The sequence below is a fragment of the Acinetobacter sp. B51(2017) genome, from assembly GCF_003711395.1.
Classification (GTDB): domain Bacteria; phylum Pseudomonadota; class Gammaproteobacteria; order Pseudomonadales; family Moraxellaceae; genus Acinetobacter.
Genome location: NZ_PJRJ01000001.1, coordinates 214,236 through 228,760, shown reverse-complemented (window position 1 = coordinate 228,760; position 14,525 = coordinate 214,236). Strand labels below are relative to the sequence as shown.

11 protein-coding genes are annotated in these 14,525 nt (G+C 40.5%); 2 read left to right on the top strand and 9 right to left on the bottom strand.

All coding sequences use genetic code 11. The features are described 5' to 3' along the window. The first annotated feature begins 268 nt into the window (after window positions 1-268). Window positions 269-1,039, top strand: a complete 771-nt coding sequence (locus CYK47_RS01200; protein WP_122898152.1) for an iron-containing redox enzyme family protein — start codon at window positions 269-271, stop codon at window positions 1,037-1,039. A 58-nt stretch (window positions 1,040-1,097) separates the two neighbouring features. Here the strand turns inward: CYK47_RS01200 and CYK47_RS01195 are convergent, their stop codons facing one another. From CYK47_RS01195 to CYK47_RS01155, 9 genes are all read right to left on the bottom strand, one after another. Then, window positions 1,098-3,086 (bottom strand): alpha/beta hydrolase, encoded by a 1,989-nt coding sequence (locus CYK47_RS01195; RefSeq protein ID WP_122898107.1) that lies wholly within the window; start codon window positions 3,084-3,086, stop codon window positions 1,098-1,100. 114 nt (window positions 3,087-3,200) lie between these two features. Further along, complete coding sequence (locus CYK47_RS01190) at window positions 3,201-4,103, bottom strand: ABUW_2363 family tetratricopeptide repeat lipoprotein (protein ID WP_122898105.1); 903 nt, start codon at window positions 4,101-4,103, stop codon at window positions 3,201-3,203. A gap of 108 nt (window positions 4,104-4,211) precedes the next feature. After that, entirely contained in the window at window positions 4,212-5,018 is an 807-nt protein-coding gene (gene cysE / locus CYK47_RS01185; protein WP_122898103.1) for a serine O-acetyltransferase, read from the bottom strand. Next, entirely contained in the window at window positions 5,018-5,866 is an 849-nt protein-coding gene (locus CYK47_RS01180; protein WP_122898101.1) for an RNA methyltransferase, read from the bottom strand. The genes cysE and CYK47_RS01180 overlap by 1 nt, the downstream gene beginning before the upstream one ends. Before the next feature lie 18 nt (window positions 5,867-5,884). Continuing rightward, window positions 5,885-9,457, bottom strand: a complete 3,573-nt coding sequence (gene dnaE / locus CYK47_RS01175) for a DNA polymerase III subunit alpha (RefSeq protein ID WP_122898099.1) — start codon at window positions 9,455-9,457, stop codon at window positions 5,885-5,887. A 121-nt stretch (window positions 9,458-9,578) separates the two neighbouring features. Further along, on the bottom strand, window positions 9,579-10,274 hold the full coding sequence (locus tag CYK47_RS01170) for a methionine ABC transporter permease (RefSeq protein ID WP_122898097.1): 696 nt from the start codon (window positions 10,272-10,274) through the stop codon (window positions 9,579-9,581). Continuing rightward, window positions 10,271-11,296: a methionine ABC transporter ATP-binding protein gene (locus tag CYK47_RS01165; protein ID WP_122898095.1), complete on the bottom strand. Its 1,026-nt coding sequence runs from the start codon at window positions 11,294-11,296 to the stop codon at window positions 10,271-10,273. The genes CYK47_RS01170 and CYK47_RS01165 overlap by 4 nt, the downstream gene beginning before the upstream one ends. A 73-nt stretch (window positions 11,297-11,369) precedes the next feature. Continuing rightward, window positions 11,370-12,236: a MetQ/NlpA family ABC transporter substrate-binding protein gene (locus CYK47_RS01160; protein WP_122898093.1), complete on the bottom strand. Its 867-nt coding sequence runs from the start codon at window positions 12,234-12,236 to the stop codon at window positions 11,370-11,372. Between the two features lie 768 nt (window positions 12,237-13,004). Next, the gene (locus CYK47_RS01155; RefSeq protein ID WP_122898091.1) at window positions 13,005-13,562 is read right to left on the bottom strand and encodes a GNAT family N-acetyltransferase; all 558 of its coding nucleotides are present in this window, start codon (window positions 13,560-13,562) and stop codon (window positions 13,005-13,007) included. Between the two features lie 83 nt (window positions 13,563-13,645). Here CYK47_RS01155 and CYK47_RS01150 point away from each other — a divergent pair, with 83 nt between their 5' ends. Further along, window positions 13,646-14,515 (top strand): FRG domain-containing protein, encoded by an 870-nt coding sequence (locus CYK47_RS01150; protein ID WP_122898089.1) that lies wholly within the window; start codon window positions 13,646-13,648, stop codon window positions 14,513-14,515. The last annotated feature ends 10 nt before the right edge of the window (window positions 14,516-14,525 follow it).

Genomic DNA, 14,525 nt, shown 5'->3' with positions numbered 1-14,525 from the left:
GGTATTAGCACTTGCAAAATATACAAATTGTTGTAGATTGATGTGCAATATATACGATATTTGCTTTTAATAATAGTAGCTTACGTTAACCAAAGCAGAATTAGAGTAAAAAATAGACTTAGATTGCAAATTTTTAATAAGCTGTGATTTGTGTCGCTTTTTGCATGTGTCATGCTTTAATTTACTATGAATTTAAAGTGAATAATCTTATAAAAATACAGTGTAAATGCCAAAAAATGACTCAAAAACCAATACCTCGGGGAATGAAATGAGTACAAAATACAATGATGAACTGCAAATCACACCACATAACGCGTGGTCACAAAAATTTTGGGACGATTTAATTCCATTTAAAGACCGTATTAGTCAGCACCCATTTTTTATCAATATGGCAAAGGGTCGTTTAACTTTAGAAAGTTTTCGCTATGCTTTACTCAATTTTTATCCTTTGGTCGCACATTTTCCGTCTTATATGTCTTTAGCTTTAGCCAAAGCCACCAATTTCTCTGAGCCTGGGGTCAATGAAGCACGCGATTGGCTGATTCAAAATATTAAAGTTGAAGAGCGTCATTTGAATTGGTACCGTGATTGGGCGGCAGGCTTTGGTTTAACCGTAGAAGAGTTAGACAATGTCAAGCCCAATGCAGCTATGAACGCCGTGAACCATTTTTTGTGGAGCAATAATACCCGCGGTAATTTGGCCGAAGCTTTAGCTGCCACCAATTTAGCCATTGAATGGGCGACAGGTGACTGGAGCAGCCGTGTCTATCAAGGCATTCAGACTTATGCCGATCATCCTGAAATTAATATTAATAAACGCACCATTGCGTGGTTACGTGCGCATGCGCATTATGATGATTTACATCCTTATGAAGCGATGGAGCTAATTAAACGTTTGGCGAATCATAATGTCGAGATGCAGCAACAAGCTTTTGCAGCGGTCAAAGAAGGTTTAGCTTATTACGAATTGGCACTTGATGAATGTCAGCGCGTTCACGAGCAAAGCTTAAAAAAACAAGCGCAGGCTGAGTTGGCTTAATTAGAGCGAAGCTTGAAGCCGCAAAAAAGCCGAAGTGACTGACTTCGGCTTTTTGTATTTAAGGTTTATATAAGCCTTTTTCAGCTAAATGCAGGCGTAAAATACGGCGTAGTTCTAATACTGCTTCGGGCGTTTCTTGAATAGAGTGGCTGCCACGAATCACTTTTTCCGAACGCGCATTCGCTAAATGGGCACTTTGATAGGGTACGACATCATCATTGATTTTAAGTGGATCATCTAAACCCGTGTTATTACCAATGATGCTATGGAAGGGCAGCCCAGCACGAGGCTGAATATCTTGGGTCAGTTGAATAAATTTAGAACGATGACTTAAATCACTTGGGCCATTTTGAATCAAACTATGATCAATATGTTTCCACAATTCTTTTAAACTCGGATCTTCATCTAATAGTGCATCCCCAATTGCAGTTAAGAACGCACCTGGTAATTTAATAATTTTACGTGCGGCTTTGGTAAACCAACGGTCAGCGAAATCCGTACCACGATGCGGTGAGGCTAAGAAAATAGCACGTTCAATATTGGGAATAGATTTCATCAACATACGTTGCCGTACAATAGGTAAATTACGATATTGATTGAGCTGACGTGAGTTCATCAAGGCCAAAGTCTGTTGGGTAATGTCAGCGTCGCTGACCAAAAGTCGTGAAATAATGCCACCCATACTATGCCCGACCAATACCGCTCCATTTTTAGCAGCGGCTTGCGCATGGACTTGGGCAAAGGCTTGGTTTAATAGGGCATAAATCTGAAAACGACTTTCAATAATCGGCATATTGGTGGAATAGAACACTTGCCAAACTTGATAATGTTCACGTAATACGGGATCACCCATCATATCATTGGTTAAACGCACCCATGCTTCAGGGCTGCTGGCTAAGCCATGTACCAAAATAATGACTTTTTTGTTTGGGTTATAAGGCTCAAGCATATATAAATGCGGCATGGTCAGGCGATCATCACGATCAATCAAACTTAAATAAGCCGATTTACCCAAATTATTTTGTGCCAACCATAAACCATAAGGTGCAGAAAAGTTAGCGGCCAATGGGTAGGTTTTACGGTCAACTTTAACACTGTCATATTGATAAGGATCAAAGGCAGACAGCTCAAAATCACTATGATTTAAAATACGCTCTACGGATTGTGTGCCTTTGGGCTGCGCGGTGATGGTGGCAGCTAAATAACGCGCTGCATGAATATTTGGATTGACACCATTTTTGTAGGCATAACGCAAGGGATCAACAATATACGGTGTTGGGCGTTCTGCTCGATTTTCTGGTAAAACCACAGCAAATTCAGAACCAAAACCATCGCGACGGGTGATAGAACGTAAGCCCGAGAAATTTAAATTATAAGTTGAAATCAACTGTTCAATGGGCTGGTTCTTGAGTTCAGGATAGGCATCAAAATTTAAATGATAACGGCTTTGTCCGACTTGAATGGTACTCGGGACGTGAGTAGGTTTATGGCGCAGCGCATATACGCTGATCATTTTGGCAATCGATTGATTATAAAAATCACGAATTTGTACTTGGCGGTTATCAAAAATACGATCTTCTGGGGCACGCTTGCTTTGGAACATATAGGCGTAGCTATAGCGTAGACTTTTATCCAGCATCGTAAGTTGTTGGTCAAGACAATGCTGCTGTGCCAACTGTTTTTGTTGTTGTTTATCTTTGGATTGTACACTGTTAATGATACCGCTTTTACATTCAGTAGATTTATCTAACTCTATGGCTTTGGCTAAATAAATTTCACTGGCGGTCGAGAACAGCTGTTCATCTTGAATTTGTGGAATCTCTTGCAATTCCGATACGCATTGCTCTGGCATGTTGCTACAGGTTTTGGCTTCACGACCCGTCATGGATAAGACATTTAAACTGGCTTCACTGAGCTGATTGCGTGTTAAAATACTGTCACGCTCATTGGCAATGGTGACATTTAATGCTTGACTCTTGACGCTGACCACCTGGCAACCAGACAGCAACAGCGTACTTGCAATACTGAGCAAGAGAAATTTATTCATGTCATGCTGCAAAATGGAAAAATAATTTTGATGATACGTGATCTTTAAGCTTAATCGCAGCTAAAATCATAAAAAAAAGACCGCATTAGGCGGTCTTTTTGCAAAAAATTACATTTATTTATTCATCACTTGCCAAACATTCCAGCGACCTTGCTTTTCAATTTCTTGAATTAAGCGATCGGCAACTGCTGCTTCTTGCGGATATTTGACTTTATAGTTTTTTAAGGTTTGCACGGCATTTTTCTTTTGTTCCATGGCAATATAATTATTTGCCGCAGAAAGATAAGCCTCTTGTACACCTGCTTGCATGGCTTTGTCTAAATACGGAATCGCTTCTCGTTGACCGCCACCTTCAGATAAGGCAAAACCAAACCAGAAATTCACTTCTGGATCATTTGGATTCATCTTTAAAATCTTTTGTGCATAGTTTAAAGATTTGGTGGTATACACCGAGCCTAAATCAAGGTTACGTCCCATCACACTGGCTTTAAATGCACGCAATAATACGTCAAATGAGGCATTTGGCGCAGCAGCTAAGGTGTCGAGTTGAGCGCTGACTTGCTTGAGTTTATATTCAAAACCACGACGTTCTTTACGGTCGCTAAAGCGCGGTGGATAATGACGCGCTTTACCTTCCACCATATTTAAAAAGTCATCGATGTCGGTAATATCAATCTGATTGCTACCTGCCAAGGCAGCATAACTCATATTGCGCTGACTGCTATTTACAGTTGGAATAATCAGCTTGTTGCTGTCTAAAGTCAATTTGCGACTTGGATCATCTTGACGATTCACCACCATTTTGGTCACGGGTTGCTTGGCCGCAGCAATGAGTGCTAGTTCAAAGGCAGAAGGTTGTTCATAATTGAGAGGATTCAGCGGGTAAAAAGGCGCAGAAAGTTCAGGTTCTGCAAAAACGATAGTATTGCCGTTAGAATTATTTTTGCTTGCTGTACTTGCGCAGCCAACAAGAAGTGAGGCTGCAACAAAAGCACATGCCAATGGCGTTAATTTCATCATGGTGATCCATTCAATTTATTGTAAACATAAGGGTTTAAACTGTTCGTCAGTCTAAAAAAACTCTGACGAACATGCAAGTCGGACTACATATTGAAACCGAAAAGCTTATTTGCTTAAGCTGCTCTGTGCTTCGCATTCGCGGCGAACTTCGTCAATAATTTTTAACTCTGCTTCACTAAATGGCTGTGCGTTGGCTGAAGATTTGTTAAAGGTTGGATCAAGTAAAGACAAACGCTGACATAACAAGTTCATGCGTTGTTCATTATGCTGAATACGGTCTAATAATACGCGCATGCCTTCGAGCATTGGATCGGTTTGATCTTGGGTCGCAGCATAAGGCTGAAAACCAATGCTTTGTGCATAATCACGGCGGCGACTTTCATCCTCATTGGCGGTTTTATCTTTGCTGATAAAACGTGCCGGATTACCCACAGCAGTGGTTTCTGGCGGTACTTCTTTGGTCACCACGGCATTAGAACCCACCTTGGCATTTTTACCTACAGTAAATGGGCCTAAGATTTTGGCACCTGCGCCAACAATCACGCCATCTTCTAAGGTTGGATGACGTTTGCCTTTATTCCATGTGGTGCCACCTAAGGTCACACCATGATATAGGGTAACATCATCACCAATTTCTGCAGTTTCACCAATCACCACACCCATACCGTGGTCAATAAAAAAGCGACGACCAATTTTTGCACCAGGATGAATTTCGATGCCAGTAGCAAAGCGGCTAAATGATGACAGTAGGCGCGCTGAGCCTTTACACTCTTTTTTCCATAATTCATGTGCCATACGGTGCATAATTAAGGCATGAATACCGGGGTAAGTAGTAAGTACTTCTAAAGTATTGCGAGCGGCAGGATCTCGCGCGAATACAGCTTGTATATCTTCTTTGAGCTGTTTAAGCATTAGGACTGATCCTCATGATCTGGGGTAGATTTACCCGATGGTTTCCATGTTCCATGACGCATTGCCTGTACACGGCTAAAAATGCCGCGTAGGAGGTGATATTCCATTTTATCCAATTGTATACGTCCAAAAAGACGACGCAAGCGTAAAGGCAATAATCGTTTATTATTTGGATCCATAAATTCAATTTCTGCCAGCATTTGCTCTAAATGCGGATAGAATTTATCCATGTCTTTATGGGTCACTAAAGGTTCATCCCAATGCATGTGATGGCCATCAATCACTTGCATATCAGCCGTGTCATCGGTTGGCATATTGGCTAAATCCAAAGCCGCCATACGCATTTCATAGCAAATCACTTGAATGGCTTGCGCGACATTGAGCACACCATAATCTGTATTCACTGGAATAGTGACATGATAATTGGCAAGCGCGAGTTCTTCGTTGGTGAGACCACGGTCTTCGCGACCAAAAATCACAGCCACTTCTTGTTGCTGTTGAATCACTGCTTGCATGGATTTTTGTGCTGCAGGGCGCGCATCTAGCAGTGGCCAAGGAATGGTACGGCTACGCGCACTAGTGCCAAACACAATATGGCAATCTTTAATCGCGTCTTCTAGGCTGTCTACAATTTCAATTTGTTCGATTAAATCAGTTGCGCCTGCGGCCAAAGCATTAATATCTGGATGTGGATAGGTTTTGGGTGCCACTAACACCAGTTTGCTTAAACCCATGGTTTTCATGGCACGCAAGGCACTACCAATGTTGGCTGGTAATGTCGTATTCACCATGACAATGCGAACGTGGGAGAGCGTTGCATTGAGTGCGTTATTATCAAATTGGTTCATGTAAGATCCGAAGTTCATTTAAGAATATTGTTGTTGCAGCTGATCATTATACGCGTCTAAAGCATCTTCAATACTTTGTGCCGGTGGTGGCGCTGCCACTTGGACAGGCTGACCATATTGCATTGGTGCAGCTTTAGCGGCTTTGGATTTCACTTGGTATTCAACACGAATGCTATCTTTACCAAAATAATCACGCAGTTTTGCGAGTAAATCATCTAAAGGCGCGACTTTCCAATTTACACCTAAGTTTAAATCGGCGCGGGCATAGTCATAATCCAATTGCAGTTGTAATGGAATATGCTGACACATATCCACATTGCAAAATGGCAATAAAATTTGCGCGAAATCTTTGGCAAAGTTCTTACTAATATGCTCAGGCAAGAGTTGAATTTTAATGCAATTGGCACGTTTTTGACGAATATCATTTAAGACAAAGGCTTTGGTTAAACGACCCATTGGACGGTCAAAACCTTCCCGTTCGTAGATTTCGCCTTCAATCACCACGACTTTTTCAACTTGGACAATGTCTTTAAAGCGTTGGAAGCGTTCATGATTACAGGATACTTCAATTCGCGCCGTACCATCATCAAGCGTGACCACCATACGATTGGGGAAATTGGCAACATCAAGCACTAAGCCGGCAAATACTGTGGTGACACCGCGACGGGTTGGGGTCAGTTCATTCAGTTTACTTGGAATAAAGGCTTTAAGCTCGCTACGGTAAACATCAATTGGATGACCGGTCAGGTATAAGCCTAAAGTGTCTTTTTCGCCTTTTAGACGCACTTCATCCGACCACGGCTTGACAGGTTTTGCCGGTTTACGTTGCACTTCGGCGACTTCGCCAAACAAGTCCATGATGCCAGTTTCGCGGTTTTGACGCGCTTGATCGGCTGCTTGTACCGCTTCTGGTAACTGTGCCATTAAGTCTGCACGTTCAATGCCGAGGCAATCTAAAGCACCGGCACGAATTAAGGCTTCTAAGGTACGTTTATTGATTTTTTTCAAATCAATACGGTGGCAGAAGTCAAATAAGTCTTGATATGGCCCTTGGCTTTGGCGCGACTCAATCACCGATTGCATCGCCGCTTCGCCCACGCCTTTAATCGCACCTAAACCATAGACAATGGTTTTTTCATCGACTGCATGGAAGTTATACAGCGACATATTGACTGAAGGCGGTAGGACATCTAAGCCATTAATACGACAGTCATCAATTAAAAACACCACGTTATCGGTGTTCTGCATCTCTGAGGTCATCACCGCAGACATAAATTCGGCAGGGTAATGCGCTTTAAGCCATGCGGTTTGATAAGCAACTAAGGCATAAGCCGCCGCATGCGATTTGTTAAAACCATAGCCTGCGAATTTTTCCATATAGTCAAAGATATGGTTGGCGGTATCGGTATCGATATCTTTTTTGGCCGCGCCTTCAATAAAGATTTTACGTTGCTTGACCATTTCTTCGGGCTTTTTCTTACCCATGGCACGGCGTAGTAAATCGGCACCCCCTAAGCTATAGCCGGCACAGAACTGCGCCGCCTGCATCACCTGTTCCTGATAGACCATAATCCCGTAGGTAGGTTCTAATACACTCTCTAAAAGTGGATGCAAATATTCAAACTCACCCCCATGCATACGATGGATAAAGTCAGGAATCAGATCCATTGGCCCTGGACGATACAGCGATACGAAGGCAATAATTTCTTCAAATTTACTTGGGCGTGCTTCTTTGAGCATTTTTTTCATGCCCACGGATTCAAACTGGAATACCGCCGTGGTATTGGCTTCGGCAAACACAGCATAGGCTGCTTTATCATCCAGTGGAATTAAAGAAATATCCACGGGTTTGGTGATGTCTGCACGGCGATTAATATGCTGAACCGCATCTTCAATCACGGTTAAGTTACGTAAACCCAAGAAGTCAAATTTAACTAGACCTGCAGACTCAACATCGTCTTTATCAAACTGTGCGACACGGTTGGTACCGTCGGCATCACACATGACGGCTGAATAGTCAGTCAGCTTGGTGGGTGCAATCACCACACCACCGGCATGTTTACCGGTGTTACGGGTAATGCCTTCAAGTTTAAGCGCCATTTCCCAAATTTCAGCGGCATCGTCATGATCAGGGTTGGACGGATTGGTGACGATGTCTTTGAGTTGTGGTTCAGCTTCAATTGATTCTTGTAAACTCAAACCTAAGGGTTTGGTTGGAATCATTTTAGAAATACGATCGGCTAAACCATAAGATTTACCCAATACCCGTGCCACGTCACGAATCGCACCCTTGGCTGCCATGGTACCAAAGGTGGCAATTTGCGATACCGCATCACGGCCATAGGTACGCGCCACATAATCAATGACGCGGTCACGACCGGCAATACAGAAGTCCACGTCAAAGTCCGGCATCGAGACACGTTCTGGGTTTAAGAAACGTTCAAACAGTAGGTCATAACGCAGTGGATCAAGATCGGTAATTTTTAAGCTATAGGCCACCAAAGAACCGGCACCCGAACCACGACCCGGCCCGACCGGTACACCGTTATTTTTAGACCATTGAATAAAGTCCATCACGATCAGAAAGTAGCCGGGGAAACCCATTGAGTTAATAATATTAATCTCAAAGGCTAAACGCTCATCATAAGGTTTACGTATTTCTGGCCAATCTTCACCACGTTGTTCGGGGGGATATAAAAAGTCTAAGCGTTCTTCTAAACCTTCTTCGGATAAATGCGCAAAGAAGGTATCAATGGTATGACCTTCGGGAATTGGGTAATCCGGTAAGTCGTTAAAACCTAAGCGTAAGGTGACGTTACAGCGCCGTGCAATATGGTAGGTATTTTCAATCGCAGAGGGAATATCGGCAAACAGCTCGGTCATTTCCGCTGCAGTTTTAAAATATTGGTCAGGGCTATAGCGTTTTGGACGACGGCTATCACCTAGGACATAACCATCGGCAATACAGACACGCGCTTCGTGGGCTTCATAGTCATCGGCATGAATAAAGTGCACGTCATTGTGTGCCACAACACCAATATTGTATTTACGCGCCAGTTTGACCGCTTCACTGATAAAATCATCTTCATAAGGGCGATTGGTACGGGTTAAGGCTAAATAAACGCGATTGCCAAAGCGAGCCACCCATTCTTCTAATAAAGGTTCAGCTTTTTGTGGATTGGATGAAACGAGCATTTTGCCCACATCACTATTCACACCCAGCAGTACAATCATGTCTTGGTGCTGTTCTAAGACCCAATCTTTTTGCACGCAAGGAATATCGAGCTGTTGACCTTCAATATAACCGCGTGACACCACTTCGGTTAAATTACGCCAACCCTTATTGCTCATCGATAACAAAGTGACACGATGTTCGGCATCATTCAGGCGGATTTCTGAACCTAAGATGGGTTTAATGCCTTTGTCCAAGCATTTTTTATAAAATTTAACCGCAGCATGCAGATTGGATAAATCTGTCAGGGCCAATGCCGGCATATCATCACTGGCTGCGGCTTTTACAAGCTCTGGCACACGTACAATAGATTCCGTGATTGAAAATTCTGTATGAATACCAAGATGGACAAAGTGCATAGATGAATCCTTGCTAAAACTGGCGTTATTTTATCATGTTCAGCGGCTATTCTTTTAGTCTTGACGTATTTTATGGGCAAAAATAAAGCCCTCATGGTGAGGGCTATTATTTAAGTGATGATTAGCGTAGTTTTGCTAACCATTCACCCGTCATTTGTACAATTTGGACTAAAACTAACAGCACAATCACGGTGAGGATTACCACAGAGGTATCAAAACGTTGGTAACCATAAGAAATAGCCAAATCACCAATACCACCGGCACCCACAGCACCTGCCATGGCAGTGGCACCAATTAAGCTAATCGTGGCTGTAGTGAGGTTAAGAATTAACGAGCTACGTGCTTCAGGCAAAACAAATTTAAAGATAATTTGCATTGGCGTTGCACCCATGGCTTGCGCTGACTCAATAATCCCTTCGTTTACTTCAAGCAATGAGATTTCAATTAAGCGTCCAATGTATGGCCCAATATAAATAGTCAGTGGCACAATCGCAGCCCATGTACCAATCGAACTGCCCACTAAGAACTTGGTTAATGGAATCACGGCAATTAATAAAATAATAAACGGCAACGAACGTAACGCATTTACAATCGGGTTTAAGCCATGATAGATAATTTTATTGGGTAAAATGCCTTCGGGGCGTGTCACCAACAAAATAATCGCTTGAATAAAGCCCCAAATACAACCAAACAACAGTGCAAAAAACACCATGTGCATGGTTTCTTGTAAGGCCGTGACAAATTGGTCAATTGAAAGCGAACTTTTCCAAAATGGCGCAGTAACATCGGTGAGCCAAGCAACAATTAAATCTCTCATGCTTGTACTCCTGCTTGTTCCACTTTCACGCCACGCGCTTGTAAAAAGTCAATTGCTTGTTGAATGATACGTTCATCACCCAATAACTGCACAAACATTTGTCCAATCACCGAACCATCAATTTCGGTCATATTGGCAAATAAAATGTTTAAGCTAATATCAAACTGTTTAATCACCGCTTGCACCACAGTTTCTTGTGCGGATGTCCCCAAGAATTGCAGGCTATAAATACTATGCTGATTCTTATTTTCTAAATTATTTAAAATATTTACCGGTAAATGCTGCTGCAATACCGTTTGAATAAAGGTTTTGGTGGTTGGATGTTGCGGTTGGCTAAAGATAGACAGGGTATTACCCATTTCAATCACTTGACCTTGTTCCATCACCGCCACATGGTCACATACCGATTCAATCACATCCATTTCATGGGTGACCATCACAATGGTAATGCTTTGCTCTTGATTGATCTTTTTCAAGAGTTGTAATACCGATTGCGTAGTTTGTGGGTCAAGTGCAGAAGTGGCTTCATCACAGAGTAAAATTTTAGGATGATTGGCAAGGGCACGCGCAATACCCACACGTTGCTTTTGACCACCAGATAATTCATCTGGATAAGCATTACGCTTATGTTTTAAATCAATAAAATCCAGTAATTCTTCTAAACGCTTTTCGCGCTCGGCTTTGCTCCAGCCCAAAAGCTGCATTGGCATTTCAATATTGGCAGCCACAGTCTTGGTTTGCATTAAGTTAAAATGCTGGAAGATCATGCCAATATTGCTACGTTGCTGACGTAATGATTTTGCATCTAGCGCAGTTAAGTCTTGTCCATTGACAATCACTTGGCCTTCACTTGGGCGCTCGAGTAAGTTAATCAAACGGATTAAGGTACTTTTACCTGCACCACTATAGCCAATAATGCCAAAAATACTGCCTTCTGGAATTTCCAAATTAATTTGGTTTAAGGCGCGTAAAGTTTGACCTTTAAGCTGGTAGTGTTTTGAAATGTTTTTAAATTGAATCATATCGTCAACATTTGCCAAAAAAGAAAAAAATAGGCAAATTGCTTTGCCTATTTTATAAAAGCTGATTATAGGACTATTTTACGTCAGCAAAATAGCTCATCGGTTTATTTACATCAATTTTTGTACCACCGAAGTTATCAGCCACATATTTTTTCACCGCTTCTGTGTGATATAGCGCACCTAACTTTTGCAGTAAAGGATCGTTTTCACGACCTTCAGCCGTCACCAATAAGTTGACATAAAGCTTCGTTGATTGATCGACTGGCTCATAGAATACCGCATCTTTCAGTACGTTTAAGCCACCTTCCATTGCCAAGGTATTACCTAACACAATTGCATCGACTTCACTTTTTACACGTACCGCAGTTGCCATTGGAATAGTTTTTAAAGTGATGTTCTTTGGATTTTCAACCACATCTTTGGTAGTACCTAAGATTGGGCTGAAATCTGATTTAAGTTTAATTAAACCCGCAGTTTGTAATAACGATAATGAACGTGCTTCGTTGGCTGCATCGTTAGGGATTGCAATGGTTGCATTGGCAGGGAATTGATCAATTTTTTTGTATTTATCTGAATAAATACCCATTGGCTCAATATAAGTTGTCGATACAGCAGCCACTTTTTTGTCTGTGGTTTCTGTATTGTACGCCACCATATAGTTATATGATTGGAACGTGTTGACATCAATTTCTTTATTGGCCACAGCCGTGTTCATTGCAACGTAGTCATTGAAGTTTTTAACTTCTAATTTAATACCTGCAGCTTTGGTTTCAGGTAGAGTTGCAATATAACGCCACACATCGCCATCAGAACCTGTAGATGCCATTGTAATTGTTTGTAATTCACCTGATTGAGCAGCATCTTTTTGCGGTGCTTCAGATTGACCACAACCTGTTAGGGCAACAGAGGCACCTAAAGCAAGACCGATAAGCTTTTTCATATGTTCGTCCTGATTAAATTTAACCCAATGTTAAAGCACGCATCTTCGCTTGTGAAGTTTAAAATTTATGCGGATTTAACCCAGCTTAAGTGGCAGTGCTGCAATTTAAACAGTTTTTAGGAGAGAGTTAGGTACAGCATATAAAACCCGTTTAAACCGCAGCAACTTTTTTGCATCATAACAATAAAACAATATTCGATATAGTGGATAAAGAAGTTGTCTTTATCTAATAAAATGCATAAGAAGTATACAGTATAAATAAAAAAGATTTGATAAAACAAGAGATTAATAATTTTTATTTTGTTAAAAAATAACCAATTGTTATTAGTTACACCTTTATAAGATTTTGTCTAATCCTTATCTTAAAAATTGATATAACCAAGTATAGTGCTGCTTAAATCATGGCGTAAAACTTAAGTTTTTATCAATGAGTCAAAAATATATGAAGTAAAATTTGCACAATACTATAAATTTTCTATAGTTAATTTAAATTAAAGAAATGTATTCAATTATTCTAATGCTTTTGCCTATTTTATATTTAGCATTTGTCTACAGATTTCAACGCTTAAAACTGACTCAGTAGTGCCATTATTTTTAGAAATCCCTTCACAAACTGATTGCTTTTAAAATAAGCAATTTAGAGATAAAAAGATTAAGGCTAACGCTAACGCTGATGAATGGACGATAAAAATGAAAAAAAGACTGAGTCAAAGTGAAAGTAAACTATTTTAGTGCTCATCTTTAAGTTTGCCATCAGCCATGCCTCGTTTAGCAAAAGGGGATATGCAAATAATCACTACGCTGTATTTCATATAGAACATGTTGGCTTAAAGGGTGATCTGCTGGAATAAGTGGATGATGAAACTCACGGATTTTTTCCATGCCAATGCGTTGCATAACACGTTCCGACGCGCTGTTTTGAGTTGCGGTAAATGATATGACTTTTTCTAATCTCAGCTTTCTAAAGGCATATTTCAGTACCGCTTTTGCACCTTCTGTCGCATAACCTTGATGCCAATATTGTGGTAATAAACGCCAACCAATTTCTGGAGCATCTGCCATTTCAAATTCAGGCGGATGGAGGTGTAAGCCTATAAAACCAATGAATTCCCCTGTGCTTTTAAGTTCTACGGCAAATAAGCCCCAGCCACGTTTTGCAATGTCATCTTTTAAGCGTTGTATAAATGCAGTTGCTTCCTCAGCGTTGAGTTTTTTATAGAAGTAACGCATAACATCATCATCTGCACACATTTGGATAAATGAGGCAGTATCAGACTCTTGCCATTGGCGGAGGATTAGGCGAGGGGTTTGAATTGTAATATGCATATAGAAGCTAAATCTGCAAAAGCATAAGGTTTATCTATATTATAAACTGATGTACAGAAAAATAATTTTTCATAGGGTTTTATATGTCTAAACAGCAGATTGGTGTTTCAGAAATTTTAAAAAAATTAAATGAATATGAATTGATTTCGAATGATCATGCAATCTTTTTCAGGGGACATTCAAATAAAGACTATAAGCTTGAGCCCTATATTTATCGTGATGAAATCATAAAAAAAGAGCATATTATTTTTAAAGAATTGTTGCTTAGATGCCCTCAGGATTTTGAGCATTGTAAAACGACCTTTGAATTTCTTGTGAAAATGCAGCATTACTCATTACCAACACGTTTACTGGATATAACAACAAACCCATTAATTGCTTTATATTTTGCATGTCAATCCAAATCAAAGAATGATGCTGAACTTATAGTTTTTAAAGTACCCAAATCATCTATCAAATATTATGACAGTGATACTGTCAGTATCTTATCGAATTTAAGTAGAGTCGCAGACGACTTTGAAGAACCCTGTTGGATCGATAAAAATCTATGGCCTTGGGATGATGGTTATGATGATATGATCAAAAAATATAATGATTTTTATCATATAAAAAAATTAACTTATGAAATTCAGAGTGAGAAACCTCACTTTGAGCCTCGTATAGAGCCAGATGTACTGTCAAAAGTTTTGTGTGTCAAACCCAAAATGGATAATCAACGTGTGATTAGACAAGATAGTGCATTTTTCTTATTTGGGATTAATAATTCTAAGAAAGATAAACCTGCAAAATTAAATGATAGTTTGATTTTGGCTAAGGATAAAAAAATTATTATTCCGCATAGTGATAAGGCAAGGATTATCGATCAACTTGAAATTTTAGGAATTACTGAGGCAACAATTTTCCCTGAAATTGAGAAAGTCGCTAGTTATATTAAGCGAATATATAGTAAATAAAAAAACCCCG